Below are 21,403 nucleotides of genomic sequence, written 5' to 3'. Positions count from 1 at the left end.
TTCCTCGTCCTTTCTTCTATTCTTTAAAGGGACGGTCTGGATTAATAAGATTAGCTTCAATCTTTTTCGTCTTTCCTGTTACATCATCAATATCAATCACACAATAAGATAATAGTTCTCGACCTTCTGTGACCACTTCAAAACGATGAGGTAAGGCTGTTCTAAATTTCTCAATAACAGCTGTTCTATCCATTCCTAAAATACCGTCATAAGGACCAGTCATCCCTACATCAGTGATATAGCCTGTTCCTTGTGGCAAGATTCTTGCATCATTTGTTTGAACGTGGGTATGAGTTCCAACAATTGCTGATACACGTCCGTCAATATACCAACTCATAGCTTGTTTTTCACTCGTTGTTTCACCGTGAAAATCTACAAAAATATGAGGAGTTCTCTCTCTTGCTTCTTCAATTAATTCGTCAATGACCGTAAAAGGATCATCTATCGCTGTCATAAAAGCTCTTGCTTGAAGATTAATAACGGCTAACTCTTGTTGATTAACCTTTACAAAAACCATTCCGACACCAGGTGTTGTTTCTTTGGGGAAGTTTGCTGGACGAACCATTTTTTTAGCGTCTTCAATAAACTCAAAAATTTGGTGATTATCCCAAGCATGGTTTCCTAGTGTGACAACATCTGCTCCGTCTTGAAGTAATTTTTTATATATTTTTTCAGTAATACCACGACCTGCTGCTGCATTTTCTCCATTAACAATAGTCACCTGTGGTCTATACTTCTTTTTTAATTTTGGTAAATAAGTGGTAATTGTTTCTCTTCCTAATGATCCTACTACGTCTCCGCAGAATAAAATTCGCATGAATGACTCCTCTTTTCTAATTAGCTACTTGCTATATTCTATCAATTTTTGACCTTAAATAAAAGCAATCTTGATTTTACTTTCACCATTCTTTCAATAGAATGTGTTAGAATGATTAACATAAAAATAGGTTAAAGGAGTGAGTCTAAAATGACAGCAACACTCATCGTTTTTGGCGGAAGCGGTTTTATTGGTCAAGCCCTCTGTAAAGAAGCTCTTAATCGCCATATGTCTGTTGTCAGTATCTCCAAACATGGTAAACCCAAAACTAATGACAAATGGATGTCAAACCCTTTAATAACTTGGTGTGCTATAGATGTTTTTAAAGATGATTCTTGGAAAAATCACCTCTCTTCTGATACATGCTGTATTAACCTGATCGGTATTCTATTTGAAAATAAGAAAAAAGGCTTAACTTATGACAAAATGATTGTAGAAGCTAACCGATTAATCAGCACTGAAGCTGAAAAAAAGAATTGCCCTTACCTCTTTTTATCTGCTAAAGGTGGGCCTCATGGTTACATTAAAGCTAAAAAAGCTGCAGAAGAGTCATTATTTGATAAAAATAATCCTACAATTATTATTCGAAGTGGCTTAGTGACAACCAAAGAACGTCCTTTTACTTATATACAAGGCTTGTTAATAAAGGGAGCAACTTATGTCCCTCTTCTCAAGTCTATAGTAAAAACCGTTTATCCCACTTCTTTAAACAGTCTGGTTCATCAAATACTCAATGAAATCTCAGAACCAAGTTATAAATTAATCTCAGATATTCATTAATATAAAAAGGAGCTTTTAACATGAATATACTTATCACTGCTGGCGGAACATCTGAAAAAATCGATGAAGTTCGCCACTTAACAAATCACGCAACTGGAAGTTTAGGAAAAGAAATTGCTAATTCCTTGAAAAATGAGGCTGTGAACGTTTATTATGTTCATGGACCACAAGCTGTTTTACCTGAGAATGATGCAATTCATTTCTTTCCAATTCATTCTGTTCAAGACCTTTATGACACAATGAAAAAATTACTAACCACTATTTCTTTTGACTATGTTATTCATAGTATGGCTGTTAGTGATTATGAACTAGATACAGCAACTAATGAAGCATTACTGTCAGAACAAATTGCTGAAAAAATAATTAGCGAAGAATATAAAACCAAAGAAGAGTTAGCTCAACTCATTAAACAAGTTCTAACTGACTCTCATCAATCAGCACAACCTGCACAAAAGAAAATCAGTTCTAAAAACGATAAATTAATTTTAGTCATGAAAAAAGCACCAAAAGTCATTTCTCAAATAAAAACTTGGCAGCCTAGCACACATCTCATTGGTTTTAAACTATTAGTAGATGTTTCAGAAGAGGAATTAGTTAGTGTTGCACAAGACAGCATTGAAAAAAACAAGGCAGACTACATTTTAGCCAATGATTTAACTCATATTAAAGGTGATCAACACATTGGCTTATTCGTTTCAAAACAAGGAATAGAACAACGCTTTAATACCAAAAAAGAAATTGCTCAAGGAATGAAGCAACTTATCCTGAAAAATTAGAGGAGGATTTATTATGACCACTGTACTATTAGGTGTTTCAGCTAGTATATCAGCTTATAAAGCAGCCGATATCGTTAGCCAATTGCGAAAAAAACAAATCGATGTCGAAGTAATCATGACTACCAATAGCACTAAAATTATTCCAGAATTAACATTACAGGTTCTTTCAAAAAATAGAGTCCATACAGATGTTATGAGAGAAGACCAACCAACTGACATTAACCATATTGATTTAGTTAAACGTGCTGATTTATTTGTCATTGCACCTGCTTCAGCAAATATTATTGGAAAAATAGCAAATGGTATTGCTGATGATATGCTTTCAACAACAGCTTTAGCTGTCCATGACATACCGAAATTAATTGCTCCTGCGATGAATACTTATATGTATGAAAATCCAGCGATGCAAGATAACTTAAAAAAACTAGACCGTTACGGGTATTCTTTCATTGAGCCAAAAACAAGTTTGTTAGCTTGTGGTGATTATGGAAAAGGAGCTCTAGCAGATGTTGATACAATTGTTACAGCCATTTGTGCTCAATTAAACGGTACTGAGGAGTAATTCTATTGAAAACTAAACAACTGACATTAACAGCTATTTTCTTATCTATCATTATCTTATTTTCATTCACCCCACTTGGGTTTATTAATCTAGGATTTATAAAAGCTACACTTGTTCATATTCCTGTTATCATTGGTGCGATTGTACTCGGCCCTAAAATAGGAGCTCTTTTAGGCTTATCTTTTGGTGTTTTAAGTATGGTAATTAATACCATGACACCATCTATTTTATCCTTTGCTTTTTCACCCTTTATTCCAGTATTAGGAACTAACGAAACTAGTCTTTGGGCCATTGTAATTGCACTAGTCCCTAGAATCTTAACAGGAGTTATTCCTTATTATGTTTTCAAATGGCTACAAAAAAAGAAAGTTGGAGACAAAACATCTCTTTTCATTTCAGGGGCAGCTGGCTCAATGGTCAACACTATCCTTGTCATGAATTTAATCTATTTTGTTTTCCAAGATGCTTATGCAGCTTCAAAGAAAATGGAAGTGGGGGCCGGCTTATATAAAGCAGTTCTTTCTGTTGTCTTTATAAACGGTGTTCCAGAAGCTTTAGTTGCAGGAATTGCAACAAGTGCCGTTGCAATTGTCCTACTAAAGGTCTATCAAAAAAATCAGTCTTAAGGTTGACGCGATATTTTTAATTAGGTGTTAATATAAGTTTATCAACGATACAGGAAATTGAAACTAACTAATTAAAAAATCATGGTAGCTATTCAAACTACGAAACAGGACTTGGTTTTTCTAATTGATTCAAAATCCTTCTAACTGAATTTAATTAACAATGTAAAGAAAACAGCCGATGATCCCCCTCATCGGCTGTTTATTTTTTTATTCAACTAAAAATAATTTAGGACTTTTCTTAACTAGTAATAAAACAATAACAAAAGTAGCAATTCCTGTTAGAACAGCATTTGTTCCATTAATAACTAGAGAATAAACCACAGGACTTAATCCCCAAAGAGCGTACTTGCCCCAAAAAATGAACCCAGCTACAAAATGACAAATATAACGCGCTAAGGTTCCGACAAAAGTCCCAATAAATAGAAGATAGCCTAGTTTACCACTGTTTTCCTTGATCGCTTTCTGAATTTTAGTTGCATAAATTCCAGAAAAGCCAATAAAAGTATAAGCTAATAAATACTCAATTAAAGCTTGAGAAACTGTTAAAATATATGCTTTCCCAAGTAAAAAATGGAGTAATCCCCAGATTAAACCACTATATAAACCTGCTTTTGTTCCTCTTCTAAAAGAGTAAACTACAATTGGTAACATTCCAATTGAAATAGAAAATCCTGGTCCAAACTTTAATGGAATAAAAGATAATGCCATGGCAAATGCTGCCGCAATTGCTCCTTCTAACCATACTCTTGACCTTGATGACACCATAATAAAACTCCCCTTCACTTGTATTGTCAACCGACCACACAACCAAAGAGGAGTAAACTTGTTTTATTTTACTCCATCACAATTCCTACGCTTGTCCTAACAATTTCAGGTTCTAGGGTTTAGAATAATTTTACTCAATCTCAGCTAAAGCTCCCCTTTGTGATGGTACCGGTATTTAAATGTCTTCGTGAAATAGTATCTCATTGAAAGCGGTAATAGTCAAACTTACTTCACTTTCTTAAAATTCTATTTGTAGTTCCTACTATCATTTAGTGACTATTTCCAACAACTGGTAATCCTTCTTTTTCTTCACCAGGTTCAATTACTTTAAAGGTATCTTCAAATCCTGTAGTAGCTTCTACTTTTTCTTTTTGAGGCGTTATACTTTCTTTATCTATCGTATCAGTTGCTCTTGTATGCTGTTTGTTTTCAATCGTATCTGTAGGTATTTCTTCCTTTTTGACGTACAAGAGACTAAAAAAGTAAAAGGCAATAATAGAAATAAAAACTTAGAAAATTTCATCAATCACCACACCCTTTCACATACAATATATCATCTAAGAAATAATAAAAATATCAATAAGCTTAAAAAAAGAGCAACTTTTTTACGCTTTAGGATAGCTATCATAATTTTTCCCTATTTGAAATTTAAAAAGAGCTAAACATAATTCATATCGCTCTTCACTAGTTGCCGTATCCTCTTTCAATCCCATTAAAATGACATCAAAAATCCCATTAATTATTATTTTGTCGAATTTTTTCCTTACTTCAAAAGAACTTCCAATATAACTTGGCCTTAATCCTGTCGAACATCTTACCTCAATAATTTTTTCAATGATTGAGCATCGTTTCTTTTCATAAACCATTCCTTCACTTTTATCAAGTATAATCACTACTTCTCTGTAGTTATTAACAATTACTCTTAAATATTTTTCAATGGCATCGTCTATAGAAGCTGTATCCTTTCCTAAGTGATATTCATTGCATGTTTTTGCTAAATTGACAATGGTTTCTTCAATATAATCTACAGTGTCAGTCGTTATGACTGTATCAAATAATTCATCTTTATTTTTGAAATAAGTATAGATATTTCCAACTGACATATTCATCTGTTTAGCAATATCACTCATTTTAGTCTTAAAGTAGCCTTTTTGATAAAAAAGCTCTAAAGCTGTTTCCTGAATAGCCATTTGGACATCTTTTTTCTTTAATTGCATTTTTATCTTCCTCACGTCATTTTTATTAAATATATTATAACATTTCTTATTTTTTATTTTATTTCCTTCCTCTTTAAAATAATGTTACTATTTTGAATATGATCCATTCTAAGGAGCTGAATTCATGCTTTCAATGACAAAAACAAAAAAAATCAGTTTATTCCTTTTATTACTTTTCACAATCATAGCTATTTTCGGAACTTTTCAATTTAGTCATCAAGAACAAACTGTTGGGAAAGTAATGGAAGAAAAAACGGTTCATTCTGAGAAACAAGTTGATGAACATGGGAATACAGATAAACTAACCACTCAACAAGTTAAGCTACTCATTTTGAACCACAAATATAAAGGAAAAGAAGTAACTATCACCAACACTTATAGTTACTCTCAAATCAAGGACCACCACTATCATAAAAATGAGTATGTTTACATCGATGTCTCTCATCAAGGAAAAGAACTTTTCGGTACCCTTTTAGAGTTAAAACGTGACCATTTTTTAATTATTCTAGTTAGTTTACTCTTGTTTCTACTAATATTAATATATGATTTATCCGGAATATTGACTTTTTTCAGTTTTATTCTTAACGGCGCTATACTTTGCCTTTTGTTCTGGTGGTACAAACAAATCAATAGCCATTTGCTATTACTTCTTTTTATTGCTGGCATTCCTTTGATTGTTACGCTTACTTTGACTGTTGCTAATGGATGGAATAAAAAAACAAAAATAGCGATTACTTCTACGGTAATTGGCAGTGCAGTCACTTTTCTTATTGGCTTTTTAGTTATTGAGTTATTAGCTCATAAGGGGCTTCGCTATGAAGAGATGGAATTAGTTACCAGACCACCACATATTTTATTTCTAAGTAGTTTACTCATTGGTTGTGTCGGAGCTGTTATGGATGTTTCTATGACCATTATTTCTTCTCTTTATGAGTTAACACAGACTAAACCTAACGTCACAAAAGAAGAAATAACAGAAACTGGTAAAAAAATTGGAGAAGATATTATGGGACCAATGATAAATATTATGTTTTTTTCTTACCTAAGTGGTGCGATTCCGCTTATTCTTATCTTTCTAAGAAATAATATGTCCTTTAATTATGCCTTTTCAATTGTTTTATCTTTAGAAGTTGCTAGAGCTCTAGTCGGTAGTATTGGCATTGTTTTAACCATCCCTTTATCTATCAAATTAACTACCTTTTTCTTGAGACGAGGTGCTTTAAATGAGCGTTAATTTTATTTTATTTTTAATTCTAGCTTTTTTGATGAGCTATATTGGTAAAAGCAAAGGTCGTCTAGCTTTGTGTGCCCTATTCTTCAATCTATTATTTATGTTTATCATGTTAATTTTAATTAATTGGGGATTTTCTAGTATATTACTTACACTTATAACGAGCATTGCCATCACCGCAATGAATTTATTCTTTATTAACGGTTATCACGCTAAAACAATTACTGCTTTTCTTAGTAGTTTAATTGTCTTAATCATTATGATGTTACTTATTTTGTCATCTGTTAAACTTATGCACCTTCAAGGTCTCCCAAGCGAGGAGTTAATGGAGATGGATATGTATTCTTTAAATATTGGCATCTCTTTTGTTTCTTTAAGTACCTCCGTTATGGTTATGAGTGTTGTAGGGGCAATCAATGACATTGCTATTTCTATTACTTCTGCCATTTATGAATTAAAACGAAACTCACCTACTCTAACCAAAAGAGAATTGATTCACTCTGGTATTGTTATTGGAAAAGATGTCTTAGGTTCTACGATGAACACTTTAATCTTTGCTTTAGTCGGCGGGCAATTAGCATTATTTGTTTGGGTTAGTGATCTAAACTATTCTTTCCATCAGTTATTAAATACTAAAATTTTAGTAATAGAATGGAGTAATTTACTCTTAAGTGGAATAGCAATTATTTTAACCATTCCTATCTCAACTCTTCTTATTACTCGCTCTATTATTCAAAAAAGTTGACACATCAAAAAAAACATGTTAACTTTATGTACGTTAATTAAATATTGTTAGGTGAGGCTCCTATACAAACATAGGCTATTGCCCAAAAATGTCGAGAGACACCAATGGGTAGGACAAGAACTGTCGAACACAAGGCTTTTCTCAAAATAGCTAAGATTTATCTTTACGTTGTATAGTGCTAAAGCTCAACATTCTAATCATTGTTTCAAATTTATTAGACTGTTACTTCTTGCCTATTTTTAGCAAGAAGTTTTTTTATTTAAGGAGGTGGATTAGTATGACTATTATTTTAGCATCTTTTGTTATTGCGGCACATATTGTTGGACATAACATGACTGAAATCACAGCTACTACTGTTGAGTTAGACGAACCAGATCCCACCGTTTTTAGCAATATAAAACCATTAACACGCCCTTAACTAGACGAGTTCAAATGAACGAGTCTAGTTTTTTTATTAACTTTCAAATAAAAAAGACGAACCCATAAGTTCGTCTTTTAGAATTATTATTTAACTGTTACGGTAACGCTTCTACGTCCCCATTGTGTACATTCTGCAACTGTATTGAAATGTAAATCAATACGATTACCAATGATAGCTCCACCAGTGTCTCCGGCTACAGCATAACCATATCCTGAAACTTCTACAACAGACCCTAAAGGTATAACGCTTGGATCTACAGCAATAACACGTGAGTTTTCACGTAAATCAATACCTGTTGCTGTAAAGTTTGATAAACCAGGTTGTGTATATGAATAGCCTGTAGCTTCCATTTGTAACACTTGAGAACCTGATGATGTTTCAGTTGGTGCTGGAGTTGGTTGTTCTTCTTCCACTACTTCTTCTTTAACTGGTTGTGATACTTTAGAAGTAGATGTAATTGGTGCTTCATTTTTTGTTTCATCTGCTTTTTTAGATTCTTTTTCTTGAATCTTAGCATCCAATTCTTTTCTATTTGCTTCCTCTACTGCTGCTTTTTTAGCTTGAGCTTCTTTAGCAATACGATCTTTTGATAATTTTTCAAGTACTGCTTGATTATCACTTAACTCTTCTTTTAATGAAGCTACGTTCTTTTCTAATGAGCTTGCTTCTGTTTCCATCGCTGTTTGTTTTTCAGATAATGATGATTTACTATCTTCCAAAGATACTTTTAATTCATCTAATTTATCTTTATCATTAGCTAAAGAATCAACTTTTGATTTTTCAGCTCCTTGAAGTACTGTAACAGCATAAGCACGATTAAAGAAATCTGACATATTGTCAGCTGTTAATAGAGCATCCATCAAGTTCATTGAAGAACTATTTTCTTGCATGCTCTTCATGCGGTCTCCCATTAACTCAGTTCTTTTAGCAATACTTTTTTCTGTTTCTTGAATTTTATTTTGTGTTTCTTTAATAGTTCCTTCAGTCTCAGCAACCTCTGATTTAAGTGACTCCACTTCTTGATATTTCGTGTTAACCGAATCAAGTGCTTTGTCTATCTTACTACTAATTTCGATGCTTTCTTTTTTCACAGATTCTTCTTTACTATCAGCAGCTAAAGACACTACTGGTGTAGCTGCTACAGCTACTATAGAAGATAAAAGCATTAATGATAGTCCTTTTACTTTCAACAATGACAACACCTTTCAATTTCATACCGTCCTTTTATTCTTTACCAATTATACAAGAAGATACTTCATTCAATGTAACAATCTCTTTACAAATTGTTACATTTTAAGCTAAGCTATACTTAATCATGTAACAGTTAGGAGTTTTTTTATGTCAAAACAAATCTATTTTGCTAGCCCTTTATTTTCAGATATGGAACGAGTTTATAATGAATCCCTCGTTAAAAAAATCAGAACCATGTATCCTGAGCTTAACGTTTACTTACCTCAAGAACAGGGTGAAATCAATGATAAGGAAAGTTATGCTGACGCTAAAATGATTGCTAAATACGATACTGATGCACTACTTAATAGTCAACTTGTCTTAGCCATTTTAGATGGCGTATCAATTGATGTAGGTGTAGCCTCTGAAATAGGCGTTGCTTATCAGGCAGGAATTCCTGTTTTAGGTTTATTTACAGATTCAAGACAACAAGGTGCAGATAACCCCAAAAAAATCACCGCTTTAAAAGAAGTTGGAGAGTCTCAATTTCCTTACATGAATCTCTATACATCAGGATTAATCAAGTTAAATGGTCAAATTTTAAATAACGAAAAAGACTGGTTAAAAGAAATTACTACATATTTATAAGTTTAAAACAAAAGACAGAGTAAAGGCAAAATAGCTTTTACTCTGTCTTTTTAACTTAACTTTAAAAACAAGCGCTCTTATCGTACAATGTGGGTATTCAATAAAAATGAAAGAAGATGATTCTGTGCTGTCTCTTATGAGCTATGCAAGCAAATATAAAAAACAATTAATTTTAGGACCATTCTTTAAATTACTTGAGGCCATCCTCGAGTTATTTCTTCCTTTTTATATGGCAAAACTGATTGATCAAGGAATCAGACAAAACGATTTAGCTTATACCATTAAAATGGGTATTTACATGCTGATTATGTCTATCGTTGGATTAATTTGTGTCATGATTTGCCAATACTATTCCTCTATTGCTTCTCAAGGGTTTGGAACCGAACTTCGAAATGAAATGATGAAAAAGATTAACCAATTTTCCCATCGTGAAATTGATTCCTTTGGCTCAGCCACACTTATTACTCGAGCCACAAGCGATATCAATCAGCTTCAATTAGCTTTAGCTATGCTAATTCGCTTAGTCATTCGAGCTCCCTTTTTAAGCATTGGCTCCATTATTATGGCTTTTTATATTGATACACAAATGGGATTTATTTTCTTAATCACAATCCCTGTTTTTTCTTTAATTCTCTTTTTCATCATGAAAAAGACAGTACCTTTATATAAAAAAGTACAACAAAAAATTGATCATCTTAACTTAGTTGTCTCAGAAAATTTAAGCGGTGTTCGTGTCATTCGCGCCTTCTCAAAAAAAGAAAAAGATGTAGAAAACTTTGGTGAAGTTAGTGATGATTTAGCTCAAGCTTATAATAATGTGACAAATCTATCTGCTTTATTATCACCAACAACTATTCTTATTATGAATTTCTCTATTATTTTCATTCTCTATTTTGGTGGCATTCGCGTTAATACTGGCTATCTTCAAACTGGGCAAGTTCTAGCACTCATTAACTATATGACACAAATGTTACTCGCTCTAATTGTTGTCGCAAATTTAGTTGTTATTTTCACTCGTGCTTTCGCTTCTGCTAATCGTGTAGAAGAAGTATTTCAAACACAACCAGAAATCGAGACAACTCCTATTGAAAATGAATTACCCTGGAATGAAGAAACTCTGTTATCTTTTCAACATGTCTCATTTAAGTACACTGAAAAAAGTGGTTATGCTTTAGAAGATATTAATTTTAATTTGAAGAAAAATCAGACTCTAGGAATTATTGGACCCACAGGTAGTGGTAAGTCTACCTTAATTCAATTAATCCCACATTTTTATTCAACAAATGAAGGAACTATTTTACTTAATAATCAATCTGTTAATTCTTTTAAAACAGGGCAACTACGTCAACATATTGCTACTGTTCCTCAAAAAAGTACTCTTTTCAGTGGAACAATTCGTAGTAATTTATTACTTGGAAAACCCGACGCCACCGAAGAAGAATGCTATGAAGCTTTAGATATGGCTCAATGTTTAGAATTCGTTATGTCTCTGCCAGACAAATTAGATTCAGAGGTTTTCGCCAACGGTAAAAACTTTTCTGGTGGTCAAAAGCAGCGTCTAAGTATTGCTCGTGCTCTTATCAAGCGTCCAGATTTACTTATAATGGATGATTCTTTAAGTGCTCTTGATTATCAAACCGATTTATTAATTAGACAAGCACTCAAAGAAAAAATGACAAAAACAACTGTCATTATTATCTCTCAACGTGTTTCTTCTGTTAAAAATGCAGACAATATTTTAGTCTTAAAAAACGGAAAACAAGTTGGTTACGATTCTCATGAAAGATTACTAGGAAACTCCAGAACCTATAGAGATATTGTCAATTCTCAAAAAGAAAGAGAGGTAGAATAAGATTATGTCTAAAAGAAATATTCAGCGTTTTTTACCTTACCTCACTGATTTAAAAAAAGAAATTATTTTAGCAGCTCTTTTAGGTTTAATTAATGGCACTTCTGCTGTGATGATGACTTTTTATATTGGGAAAGCAATTGACACTATGGTAAGCATTCATGAAGTCAAACTAAAATCTTTGATGTCCATCCTAATTCTTTTAATCGGTATTACTCTTACCACAACTCTTTCACAGTGGTTGATTCAACGTTTAGCTAATCGAGTTGCTTATTTTTCTATTGCTCATCTAAGAAAAGATGCGTTTACCCATTTAAATAAGTTACCACTAAAATTTTACGATCAAACAGCTCACGGAGATATTATGAGCCGATTTACCAATGATTTAGATTTTGTTTCTGAAGCTTGCGTGGCGATTTTTAATACTATTTTTTCTGGAATGACTATTGTCATTATTTCTCTTATCAGTATGTTTTTCTTAAGCCCAATTTTGACACTACTAGTTTTAACAACAACTGGTTTTATTTTCCTTGTTAATTGGTTAGTAGCTCAAGGTAGCCAAAAACAATTTCAAAAACAACAAAAAATAGTTGGAGATCTCTCCGGTTTTTTATCTGAAACAATTGAAGGCCAAAAGGTAATTAAGGCGTTTCAAGGTGAAGAAAAATCTTACGAACAATTTAGTAATCAAAATGCAACACTTCAAAAAGTCGGAGAAAAAGCTCAGTTCATTTCTTCTTTAACCAATCCCCTTTCTAGGTTTGTTGATCATTTGGGTTATTTAGCAATTGGTGTTGTTAGTGGTGTTCTTATTATTAATCAAATTGGAAATATCACAATTGGAATTATCACTAGTTTTATCATTTACTCCAGTCAATTCTCAAAGCCATTTATTGAATTATCTGGAATTACTCCTCAAATTCAAACTGCTTTAGCTGGATTAAGTCGAATTTTTCAGTTAATGGATGAACCTGAGGAAAAAATTTATTCCAATGAAAAAACTGATGCAATTATTGAAGAAGGTAAAATTGAATTTAAAGAAGTTGCCTTCTCCTATCAAAAAGAAACACCTTTAATAGAGAATTTTAATTTACTCGTTGAACCTGGTAAAACAATTGCAATTGTTGGAAAGACTGGCGCTGGTAAATCAACACTAGTTAACCTTTTAATGCGTTTTTATGAAGTGACTTCAGGAGAAATTTTGATAGATAATGTACCTATTAAAGAAATACCAAGAGATACGCTTCGCCAATCTTTTGGTATGGTTCTTCAAGAAACATGGTTGTTCCAAGGTACTATTTGGGAAAATTTAACTTTTGGAAATCCCAATGCAACAAAAGAAGAAGTTATCACAGCTTGTAAAGATGCCTCCATCTATCACTTTATCACTACTTTACCTGATGGTTTTGAAACACAATTAGGCCAACGAGGTTTAAGTATTTCTGATGGTCAAAAACAACTTCTAACGATTGCTAGAACAATGATTAGCCAACCTAAAATGTTGATTTTAGATGAAGCTACTAGTTCAGTCGATACGTTAACAGAACAACTCATTCAAGATGCCTTTTTAAACATGATGAAAGATAAAACAAGCTTTGTTATTGCTCATCGTCTATCAACTATAAGAGAAGCAGACACTATTCTTGTTATGGAAGCTGGTGAAGTCGTCGAAATTGGTTCCCATGACGAACTCCTTAAAATTAAAAATGGTTTTTACTACACTCTTTATCATGCACAATTTAAACATTTATAATAAAAAAGCATCAAGGCCGTTTACCAGCTTTGATGCTTTTTTTTGCGAAATGTATCTTCATACAAACTTATCTTTAAGCAATTTCTAATTGTTCATTTGATTTGATGTAATCAAGTGTCGTTACAAGGCCTACTAGACTAGCTTCATTATCATCTTCAAAAATAGTTATTTCATATGAATCTCCTATAGATGTCCAACGTTTTCTAACTTTAGCCACTTTACGATAGCCCAACATAACATTAAAGGACATACCAAATAAGTCTCCATCAATTGTTAACTCATCACTAGTAGCAATATACTTTGACGTTCCTTGAACTAGTCCCTTTTCAATAATAAATACTTTTTTATTATCAACTTCAACTATAAATGTTGATCCATCATTTGATTGTTCCTTTGTGACCATAGCCACTTGTTGATTTTCAGATTTATGTATTGTAATTAGCTGAGAGTTTTCAACCGAGTTTACTGACACTCCGTATACGTCTTTTTCATTACGGTTTGTCACAGTGAATGTTTCGCTTGGGTTAGATACCTTTCGCTTCATAAAAAGTTGTCTCACTAAGCCACTCCCTTTTTTTTATTATATATAACATTATACTAGTTATTAGAATAATAATCATTATAAATTATTATTATTCATTAACTCTTTTATTTTTTTCAAAGAGAGGCACTCATAAGTCGGTTTATCTTCTACCGATTTATCCGAATACAAATTCAACCAAATAGAGTCAATTCCCACTCGATTAGCTCCTCTAATATCCGAACTCAAACTATCTCCTATCATTAATACTTTTGAAAGATCTTTAATATTTTCTTGAGTGAAAATAGTATCAAAAAAGCGAACATCTGGTTTTTCAAACCCAACTTCTTCTGAAATGTAAAGCTCTTTAAAGTAATGAGTCATTTCTGCATTTTTTAAACGTTGTCTTTGAGTTCTTCCTACTCCATTAGTTCCAGCAAACAGAATGTATCCTTCCTCAGTTAAATAGTCGAGTAACTCGTAAGCTCCATCTATTAAATCATTTCGACCTTCTAAAAATTGACGATATTCATCATCAGCTTTTTTTCCATCTACTTGAAGACCTTGAGCAGCAAAAAATCTAGCAAATCGTGTTTCTAATACAGCAGCTTTCTGAATAGTACCTTCTTCTAGTTTTGACCATAATTCATGATTAATTTCTTTATACGTTGAAAAATTTTCCTCGTTAAATATAACTCCATATTTAGCAAATAAATCCTGTAAAGCGTAATGTTCTGATTTTGTAAAATTTAATAATGTATTATCTAAATCAAAAATAATATATTTGTATGTCTTCATAATTTCCCCTCATTTACCTTAATTTAATGTGATTTAAAATGATGTGGCGTTTGACTCACTTTTCTTTTTTCTTCACTTTGTAATTCATTATAATGGGTTAGAACCTCTGGATTCAATTCTTTTGTTCCCTCTATAAAATGAATTTTTTCTTCTCCTGCATGACAAGCTGTTTCATAGTACCATTTCTTCCATTTTAAAAAAGATAACATCGTCTCTAGAGAAGCGATCTTCTTCTCTAATTCTAATTCTTTTTCTGTAAAAAAAAGTTTTCTTTTTTCTAAAGTCGAATCCCCCTCCATTGTCCATTCAACAAACTGACCAATTTCTTTCACTGGTACATCAGATAACTTTAAACATTGAATCACTTCTAAATATTTTAAATCTGACTCACTAAAAATCCGATGCCCTGAATCATTTCTTTTAACAAATGGGATGAGCCCTATTTTATCGTAATACCTTAATGTATCTGCAGAAATATGGGTTAATTTTGACACTTCACCAATTGAATACATTTTTTTCCTCTTTTCCCTTGACTTGGAGTTAACTCCAAGGTTTATTCTCATCACATATTACAAATGAAGGATGTGTTTAACAATGGCAAACAAACCATTAATTGTTATTACAGGTGCCAGCTCAGGCTTTGGTGCTAAAACAGCTCAACTATTTAATCAAGCAGGTTACCCATTACTGCTTCTTGCTCGTCGAATTGAAAAAATAAAAGAGTTACCTTTAGATTTTAACAATGTTTTAATTGAGCAAGTTGATGTCTCAAACAGTCAAGAATTTAAACAAGCTATCAAAAAGGCAGAAGCTATTTATGGCCCCACAGATTTACTTGTAAATAATGCAGGTATTATGTTACTTGGAAATATCGTAACACAATCTGAAGATGAGTGGCAGAAAATGTTACAAACAAATATTATTGGCGTCTTAAATGGAATGAAAATCGTTTTAGAAGATATGACAAGTAGAAACAGCGGAACAATCATTAACATTTCTTCTATTGCTGGTTTTAAAGCCTTTACTGATCATGCTGCATATGGCGCAAGTAAATTTGGAGTACACGGATTGACTGAAACAGTCCGTCAGGAAGTAGCTAACTCAAATGTTCGTATCTCACTAGTATCTCCTGGCGCTGCTGAAACAGAATTACTGACACATGTAACTAATGAAAAATCACTTGATGATTATCTTGCTTGGAAGGATAGTATGGGAGGATTAACTTTAGATCCTGAAAAAGTTGCTGAAACCATTAAATTTATCTATGATATGCCTCAAGAAGTAACAATTAGAGAAATAGCAATTGCCGCTACTAAGCAACAAGCATAAAAAATAAGGATGCTATTAGCAAGCATCCTTATTTTATCTTATACATTAAACTTAATAATTTGTTTTTGGAACACGCTAACATTAACCATAGCGTACGTTATAAAGATTTGAACCACACACATAATACTTGAGCTTATGATACGTGCTGGTAAAAATGCAAATACTGCATTTCCTTGCATCATGTATAACCATAGTGTATTAAGCGGTAAACTCAAAATAAACGTAACAATAATATTTACGATTATGATTCGTTTTAGGGTTAAATCTTTTTTATAATAGAAACTACTATAGATAATTCCTGATAAAAAAGCCGTTAATGTGAATCCAGGGAAGTATAATCCTCCTGCTGGAAACAACATCGCTCCAATAAAGTCACATAGCGCATTAGCTGATCCAGCAATAATTGGACCAAATAAAATTGCCATAATCACAACTGGGATAAAGAAAAAACTAATCTTTACAAAACCGGTTGTAATCGATAAAAATTGTGACAAGATAATCCGAAGCGCCATTAATACCCCCATTAACGCAATAGTTCTAGCAGTAAAACGTTGTTTCTCCATTCTAGCATCTCCTTTTTAGATAGAGTTGCTACATCCATTATGCAGCGAATGCAAAAATAATGTCGCAAGTGCTCCATTAGCACTTTTCGTCCAATAGGCAACATCCCATCCCATTGGCACTTGACGCTTTATTTTCTACTCTGTTTTTTTGTTTTACACTAAAACTATATCATATTTTTTTTGAATTACAATAAAGCTTATGACAGTCTATTTTTCGCCAAATTTTCAAGTTCTTTAAATAATAAAATAGCCGTACTTTTATTAGTAGCAAGTGGTATTTCATAGACGTCACTTAAACGAATTAGCGCATTAACATCAGGTTCATGAGGTTGTGATGTCAAAGGATCTCTTAAAAAAATAATCATATCCATTTCACCTTCAGAAACCCTTGCTCCAATTTGTTGATCCCCACCTAAAGGACCCGATTTAAATAGATGAATCTTCAAATCTGTCGCTTTCATAATTTTGGTTCCAGTTGTACCAGTTCCAAATAATTCATGCTTTGATAAAATCTCTTCGTATTCTTTTGAAATTCGGATAATTTCTTTCTTCTTTTTATCATGAGCAATCAATGCTATTTTCATAAAAACTCCCCTTTTTTAAATTTTCGTCATTTTGACATAAAAAATTGGTCACCTTTCACATTGTAAGCGTATTACATTTTCCATTATACTCTATGTAACAAATGAAGCGAAAGAAGGAAATTTAGAAATGGTAGAAATCGCATTAAAACACATACATAAAAAATATGACGGAAACCCTAACTATTCGGTAACCGACTTTAACTTAGATATTAAAGATCAAGAATTCATCGTATTCGTTGGACCATCTGGTTGTGGTAAATCAACTACATTACGTATGGTAGCTGGTCTTGAAGATATTTCAGAAGGTGAACTATGGATTGGAGATCGTTTAGTAAACGACGTAGCTCCTAAAGACCGTGACATTGCCATGGTATTCCAAAACTACGCACTTTATCCACATATGACTGTATTTGATAATATGGCCTTTGGTTTAAAACTTCGTAAATATGACAAAGCTGAAATCAAAAAACGCGTGGATAACGCAGCTGATATTTTAGGTTTAACAGAATATCTAGACCGTAAACCAGCAGCGTTGTCTGGTGGACAAAGACAACGTGTGGCATTAGGTCGTGCAATTGTTCGTGATGCTAAAGTATTCTTAATGGATGAGCCTTTATCAAACTTAGATGCTAAATTACGTGTTGCTATGCGTGCTGAAATCGCTAAATTACACCGTCGCTTAGAAACAACTACAATCTATGTAACTCATGATCAAACTGAAGCGATGACAATGGCTGACCGTATTGTTATTATGAAAGACGGCTTTATTCAACAAATCGGTACACCTAAAGAAGTATATGACACACCTAACAATGTTTTCGTTGCTGGATTTATCGGTTCACCAGCTATGAACCTTTTCAATGTTACTTTGGGAGAAGATGGCTACATCACAGATGGTCATGACTTACGTCTAGAAGTTCCAGAAGGTAAATTTAAAGTCCTTAGAGAAAAAGGCTATGCTGGTAAAGAAGTTATTTTTGGTATTCGCCCTGAAGATATTCATAGTGAACCAATTGTAAAAGACGCATCACCAAGTAGCGTTGTTAACTCTGAAGTAGTCGTTTCTGAATTATTAGGTGCTGAAACAATGCTTTACACTCGTACTGGTCAAACTGAATTTATTTCTAAAGTAGATGCTCGTTCTGCTTATGTTCCTGGTGAACGTATCGAGCTTGCTTTCAATTTAAATAAAGGTCATTTCTTCGATGCAGAAACAGAAATGGTTATCAGATAATAAAAGTATTCCCTCTTTCACTTTTTATTAACCAACAAAGTGAAAATTAAAAAGCTTGATTCTAAAAAAGAATCAAGCTTTTTTACTTTTTAATTGTTGTGCTTTTAAATAAACTGGAAATTTAAATTTCGTTCCTAGTTTTTGAGCAACTGAAAAGGCTATTCCATAATCAATCAAACTATGAATAAAACCACCTACACCAACAAATACAATGACAGTCATGAAAAATCCTGATGTATAACTTTCTGCTGATAACTTACCTGTCATGAAAAATAGCGTAACGACTAAAGTCTCACAAGTAGCATGTATCAAACCAATCACGACATTAAATAACATCATTTTTTTTGGTGAATCTATTATCGAAGGTCTTTTTGACAAATAAAGAGCTCCGAAAAAAGCAAAAATAACATGTGATAACGCTCTGAATCCAATAATAAATGGTAATGATAAAAAGAAACCAAATGCTGTTCCTAAAGCTACTAATACAGCAACCCAAGGAGATACGAACATTGCTAAAAATACTGGCACATGACTTGCTAAAGTATAAGAGGCAGGACCAATAACAACTTTAACTGGCATGACTAACGGAATCATAATTCCTAAAGCAATAAGTAACGATGCATAAGTTAATGACTGTACTGACATTTTTTTCATCTAATTCATCCCCAACATCTTTTTCACTATGATATCGAATTCACAGAGAAATGTCAACGAACGTTTTTTTATAAATACTATTTTTTATTCGCTATTAAACGATTTGATAACTCACCAAATTCAATAATACTTAGAGTTTCCCCTCGACGTTTAGGGTCAATGTTACATTCATTAAGAGATGTTTCTAACCACTCTTTAGTTGCTTCATCTTTTCCAAAATAACTGATTAAATTATTCCACAATGTTTTTCTTCTTTGTGTAAAAGCTGATCTAGTTAACTTAAAGAAAAAGTCTTCATCTACTACATCAACAAGTGGTGTCGTTCTCTTTTGCAATTTGATAATAGCTGAATCCACGTTTGGTTGTGGCACAAATGCTGTCTTAGGTACAATAAAGGCTAAATCAGCATCCATATAATATTGAACAGCAATCGATAATGAGCCATAAGCTTTTGTTCCTGGAACAGCTGTAATTCGATCTGCTACTTCTTTTTGCATCATAACAACCATTGATTCAACATCTAAGCCAGACATCAATAAATGCATCATAATAGGTGTCGTAATATAGTATGGTAAATTAGCTACCACTTTAATACTACCTTCTGTTTGAAAAACACTTTCTGCAATCTGCTTCACATCTGCTTTTAGAACATCTTCATTCACTACAGTGACATTATTATATGGACTCATCGTATCATCTAGAACTTCAATTAAGCGTTGATCAATTTCAAAAGCTAGAACCTCTCCATTTGATCTAGCTAAGTGCTCTGTTAAAGCACCAATACCTGGTCCAATCTCAATGATTCGATCGGTTTCGTTTAATTCAGCAGTACTAGCAATATTTCTTAAAATATTCGGTTCCGTTAAAAAGTTTTGTCCCAAACTTTTTTTGAAGGAAAAACCATATTTTTTTAGGATTTCTTTTGTGCGACTAGGTGTTGCAATATCTTTATAATCATTCATCTTTTTCATCCTCTAAAATTTCTTTCATTCCTTGAGTGAACACATCTTTTTTAATTTGAAACATTTTCAATCTTTTTTTCAATTGTTTACCATTTGTATAACCGATATTTAATTTCTCGCCTAGCAACTCTCGTCTTTTTTTAGCAAATTTTCCAGCTATCAAACCAAAATGAATCAAATCTTCTGTATCAATTTCAGATTCAAATACCTCTGTACTTGGTGTTGAGACATTTCTTAATGCTTCTAAAATGGTTTCATTACTTGCGTGTTCTACACCTAGACTATTTCCCTGACGTTTAGGTTCTCCTTTTTTTCTGGAGATAAAGGCATGTTTGGCTGAGGGGACAGCTTCAGTAATTTGTTTTCGTATTTTTTCCCCTGAAAAATCTGGATCTGTAAAAACAATTACTCCTCTAATTTCTTCAGCATGCTCTATTTTGGACAACGTTTCCTCACTCAAAGCAGAACCATTTGTTTCAATCGTATCAGCATCAACAACTTGCTGTATTCTTTTAGTATCTGACTTACCTTCCACTACAATAATTTCTTCAATTCTTATTTTTTTTGTCATTATTCACCAATCCTAAATAATCGGTGAGCGTTATTTCGGGTTATTTCAGCCACTTGCTCAACAGGAAGCTCTCTTATTTCAGCCATTCTTTCAACAACATATCGTGTGTATCCTGGCTCGTTTCGCTTACCACGGTATGGCATTGGCGCTAAGTATGGTGCGTCAGTTTCAACTAGTAATCTATCCATTGGTACAATCCCAGCTGCCTCATGAACTTCAAATGCTTTTTTAAAGGTTAAAACACCACTAAAAGAAATGTGCATACCTAGGTCTAAAAAGCGTTTTGCCCACTCACCGTCTCCGCTGAAGCTATGCATAATGCCACCGATATCATGAATTTTTTCTTCTTTTAAAATTTTGTATGTATCTTCAATCGCATCTCTCGTATGAATACTAATCGGTAAATTCATCTCTTTTGCAATTGCAATTTGTCTTCTAAATATTTTATCTTGAACTTCTTTAGGATCTTCCATCCAATAATAATCTAGACCAATCTCACCTAATGCGACAACTTTTTCTTCTTCTAATTGATATTGTAAACGTGATTCAATTTCTTTCGTATAACTACCCGCTTCTGTTGGATGCCAGCCGATAATACTATAAATATCTTTATAAGTCTGACTAAGTTCTAATGATTTATCTATTGTTGGGGTATCAAACCCTACAACCGCCATTTCAGTTACACCAAGTTCTTTTGCTCTTTCTATTACTTCTGGAATTTCATCTTTAAATTGTTCTACGTTCAAATGGGTATGAGTATCAAATATCATTTGTTTCACTCCAATCTTCTTTAGTTTAACACAAAAGAAAACGACTGAAAGAACAAAA

The 21,403-nt window shown here is 32.9% G+C and carries 26 protein-coding genes and 3 riboswitches; of the genes, 12 read left to right on the top strand and 14 right to left on the bottom strand.

Annotation, left to right across the window (positions count from 1 at the left end; genetic code table 11):
* Positions 1-16: 16 nt before the first annotated feature.
* On the bottom strand, positions 17-817 hold the full coding sequence (locus H9L18_RS02315; RefSeq protein ID WP_126793669.1) for a TIGR00282 family metallophosphoesterase: 801 nt from the start codon (positions 815-817) through the stop codon (positions 17-19).
* A 150-nt stretch (positions 818-967) separates the two neighbouring features.
* Between H9L18_RS02315 and H9L18_RS02310 the strand changes: the two genes are divergently transcribed.
* From H9L18_RS02310 to H9L18_RS02295, 4 genes are read left to right on the top strand one after another with little or no spacing between them, the layout of a single operon-like run.
* Entirely contained in the window at positions 968-1,597 is a 630-nt protein-coding gene (locus H9L18_RS02310; protein WP_126793667.1) for an NAD-dependent epimerase/dehydratase family protein, read from the top strand.
* Positions 1,598-1,617: 20 nt separating this feature from the next.
* Complete coding sequence (coaB, locus tag H9L18_RS02305) at positions 1,618-2,373, top strand: phosphopantothenate--cysteine ligase (RefSeq protein WP_126793664.1); 756 nt, start codon at positions 1,618-1,620, stop codon at positions 2,371-2,373.
* A 13-nt stretch (positions 2,374-2,386) separates the two neighbouring features.
* A complete protein-coding gene (locus H9L18_RS02300; RefSeq protein WP_126793662.1) occupies positions 2,387-2,935 on the top strand; it encodes a phosphopantothenoylcysteine decarboxylase in 549 nt (182 codons plus the stop codon).
* Between the two features lie 5 nt (positions 2,936-2,940).
* Positions 2,941-3,561 (top strand): ECF transporter S component, encoded by a 621-nt coding sequence (locus tag H9L18_RS02295; RefSeq protein ID WP_126793660.1) that lies wholly within the window; start codon positions 2,941-2,943, stop codon positions 3,559-3,561.
* Positions 3,562-3,768: 207 nt separating this feature from the next.
* On the opposite strand, the gene thiT is transcribed toward H9L18_RS02295, so the two are convergent.
* From thiT to H9L18_RS02280, 3 genes are all read right to left on the bottom strand, one after another.
* On the bottom strand, positions 3,769-4,326 hold the full coding sequence (thiT, locus tag H9L18_RS02290; protein ID WP_185847471.1) for an energy-coupled thiamine transporter ThiT: 558 nt from the start codon (positions 4,324-4,326) through the stop codon (positions 3,769-3,771).
* A gap of 65 nt (positions 4,327-4,391) precedes the next feature.
* A riboswitch (TPP riboswitch) is annotated at positions 4,392-4,493 on the bottom strand.
* 102 nt (positions 4,494-4,595) lie between these two features.
* A complete protein-coding gene (locus tag H9L18_RS02285) occupies positions 4,596-4,796 on the bottom strand; it encodes a hypothetical protein (RefSeq protein WP_126793658.1) in 201 nt (66 codons plus the stop codon).
* Between the two features lie 135 nt (positions 4,797-4,931).
* Positions 4,932-5,543: a TetR/AcrR family transcriptional regulator gene (locus tag H9L18_RS02280; RefSeq protein WP_126793656.1), complete on the bottom strand. Its 612-nt coding sequence runs from the start codon at positions 5,541-5,543 to the stop codon at positions 4,932-4,934.
* Between the two features lie 124 nt (positions 5,544-5,667).
* Between H9L18_RS02280 and H9L18_RS02275 the strand changes: the two genes are divergently transcribed.
* The 3 genes from H9L18_RS02275 to H9L18_RS02265 all read left to right on the top strand — a co-directional run bounded on the left by H9L18_RS02275 (position 5,668) and on the right by H9L18_RS02265 (position 7,937).
* Positions 5,668-6,777 carry a YibE/F family protein gene (locus tag H9L18_RS02275; RefSeq protein WP_126793654.1) on the top strand — a complete coding sequence of 370 codons (1,110 nt, stop codon included), beginning with the start codon at positions 5,668-5,670 and terminating at the stop codon, positions 6,775-6,777.
* Positions 6,767-7,519 (top strand): YibE/F family protein, encoded by a 753-nt coding sequence (locus tag H9L18_RS02270; protein ID WP_126793652.1) that lies wholly within the window; start codon positions 6,767-6,769, stop codon positions 7,517-7,519. Before H9L18_RS02275 ends, H9L18_RS02270 begins: the two co-directional genes overlap by 11 nt.
* 36 nt (positions 7,520-7,555) lie before the next feature.
* Positions 7,556-7,724: riboswitch (M-box (ykoK) riboswitch) on the top strand.
* Positions 7,725-7,796: 72 nt separating this feature from the next.
* Positions 7,797-7,937, top strand: coding sequence for a hypothetical protein (locus H9L18_RS02265; protein ID WP_185847470.1), 141 nt, complete (start codon positions 7,797-7,799; stop codon positions 7,935-7,937).
* 86 nt (positions 7,938-8,023) lie between these two features.
* Here the strand turns inward: H9L18_RS02265 and H9L18_RS15490 are convergent, their stop codons facing one another.
* Positions 8,024-9,130, bottom strand: coding sequence for a 3D domain-containing protein (locus H9L18_RS15490; protein ID WP_126793650.1), 1,107 nt, complete (start codon positions 9,128-9,130; stop codon positions 8,024-8,026).
* 148 nt (positions 9,131-9,278) lie between these two features.
* Here H9L18_RS15490 and H9L18_RS02255 point away from each other — a divergent pair, with 148 nt between their 5' ends.
* From H9L18_RS02255 to H9L18_RS02245, 3 genes are all read left to right on the top strand, one after another.
* Complete coding sequence (locus tag H9L18_RS02255) at positions 9,279-9,758, top strand: nucleoside 2-deoxyribosyltransferase (protein ID WP_126793648.1); 480 nt, start codon at positions 9,279-9,281, stop codon at positions 9,756-9,758.
* Between the two features lie 124 nt (positions 9,759-9,882).
* Positions 9,883-11,610 carry an ABC transporter ATP-binding protein gene (locus H9L18_RS02250; protein ID WP_126793829.1) on the top strand — a complete coding sequence of 576 codons (1,728 nt, stop codon included), beginning with the start codon at positions 9,883-9,885 and terminating at the stop codon, positions 11,608-11,610.
* Between the two features lie 4 nt (positions 11,611-11,614).
* Positions 11,615-13,360, top strand: coding sequence for an ABC transporter ATP-binding protein (locus H9L18_RS02245; protein ID WP_126793646.1), 1,746 nt, complete (start codon positions 11,615-11,617; stop codon positions 13,358-13,360).
* Positions 13,361-13,433: 73 nt separating this feature from the next.
* Here the strand turns inward: H9L18_RS02245 and H9L18_RS02240 are convergent, their stop codons facing one another.
* Genes H9L18_RS02240 through H9L18_RS02230 form a run of 3 tightly spaced genes read right to left on the bottom strand, consistent with a single transcriptional unit; the run spans position 13,434 to position 15,190 of the window.
* Positions 13,434-13,919 carry an LURP-one-related/scramblase family protein gene (locus tag H9L18_RS02240; protein WP_187559355.1) on the bottom strand — a complete coding sequence of 162 codons (486 nt, stop codon included), beginning with the start codon at positions 13,917-13,919 and terminating at the stop codon, positions 13,434-13,436.
* Between the two features lie 60 nt (positions 13,920-13,979).
* Positions 13,980-14,678, bottom strand: a complete 699-nt coding sequence (locus H9L18_RS02235; RefSeq protein WP_126793642.1) for a YjjG family noncanonical pyrimidine nucleotidase — start codon at positions 14,676-14,678, stop codon at positions 13,980-13,982.
* A 23-nt stretch (positions 14,679-14,701) separates the two neighbouring features.
* Complete coding sequence (locus tag H9L18_RS02230; protein WP_185847469.1) at positions 14,702-15,190, bottom strand: MerR family transcriptional regulator; 489 nt, start codon at positions 15,188-15,190, stop codon at positions 14,702-14,704.
* Between the two features lie 82 nt (positions 15,191-15,272).
* On the opposite strand from H9L18_RS02230, the gene H9L18_RS02225 reads away from it, so the two are divergent.
* Complete coding sequence (locus H9L18_RS02225; protein WP_126793638.1) at positions 15,273-16,007, top strand: SDR family oxidoreductase; 735 nt, start codon at positions 15,273-15,275, stop codon at positions 16,005-16,007.
* Positions 16,008-16,045: 38 nt separating this feature from the next.
* Here H9L18_RS02225 and H9L18_RS02220 read toward each other — a convergent pair whose 3' ends face one another.
* Both H9L18_RS02220 and H9L18_RS02215 read right to left on the bottom strand, forming a co-directional pair.
* Positions 16,046-16,570, bottom strand: coding sequence for a folate family ECF transporter S component (locus H9L18_RS02220; protein ID WP_126793636.1), 525 nt, complete (start codon positions 16,568-16,570; stop codon positions 16,046-16,048).
* 40 nt (positions 16,571-16,610) lie between these two features.
* A riboswitch (THF riboswitch) is annotated at positions 16,611-16,715 on the bottom strand.
* Between the two features lie 52 nt (positions 16,716-16,767).
* A complete protein-coding gene (locus H9L18_RS02215) occupies positions 16,768-17,154 on the bottom strand; it encodes a methylglyoxal synthase (RefSeq protein ID WP_126793634.1) in 387 nt (128 codons plus the stop codon).
* A 127-nt stretch (positions 17,155-17,281) separates the two neighbouring features.
* Between H9L18_RS02215 and H9L18_RS02210 the strand changes: the two genes are divergently transcribed.
* Positions 17,282-18,388 (top strand): ABC transporter ATP-binding protein, encoded by a 1,107-nt coding sequence (locus tag H9L18_RS02210; RefSeq protein WP_126793632.1) that lies wholly within the window; start codon positions 17,282-17,284, stop codon positions 18,386-18,388.
* 72 nt (positions 18,389-18,460) lie between these two features.
* Here the strand turns inward: H9L18_RS02210 and H9L18_RS02205 are convergent, their stop codons facing one another.
* From H9L18_RS02205 to H9L18_RS02190, 4 genes are all read right to left on the bottom strand, one after another.
* Positions 18,461-19,042, bottom strand: a complete 582-nt coding sequence (locus H9L18_RS02205) for a hypothetical protein (protein WP_126793630.1) — start codon at positions 19,040-19,042, stop codon at positions 18,461-18,463.
* 77 nt (positions 19,043-19,119) lie between these two features.
* Positions 19,120-20,004, bottom strand: coding sequence for a 16S rRNA (adenine(1518)-N(6)/adenine(1519)-N(6))-dimethyltransferase RsmA (rsmA, locus tag H9L18_RS02200; protein ID WP_126793628.1), 885 nt, complete (start codon positions 20,002-20,004; stop codon positions 19,120-19,122).
* On the bottom strand, positions 19,997-20,575 hold the full coding sequence (gene rnmV / locus H9L18_RS02195) for a ribonuclease M5 (protein ID WP_126793626.1): 579 nt from the start codon (positions 20,573-20,575) through the stop codon (positions 19,997-19,999). The genes rsmA and rnmV overlap by 8 nt, the downstream gene beginning before the upstream one ends.
* Positions 20,575-21,345, bottom strand: coding sequence for a TatD family hydrolase (locus H9L18_RS02190; RefSeq protein WP_126793624.1), 771 nt, complete (start codon positions 21,343-21,345; stop codon positions 20,575-20,577). The genes rnmV and H9L18_RS02190 overlap by 1 nt, the downstream gene beginning before the upstream one ends.
* Positions 21,346-21,403: the final 58 nt, after the last annotated feature.

This window comes from Vagococcus carniphilus (assembly GCF_014397115.1).
In the GTDB taxonomy this organism is placed as follows: Bacteria; Bacillota; Bacilli; order Lactobacillales; family Vagococcaceae; genus Vagococcus; species Vagococcus carniphilus.
The sequence above is the reverse complement of the archived record's forward strand: the minus strand, read 5'-3'. Positions and strand labels throughout refer to the sequence as shown.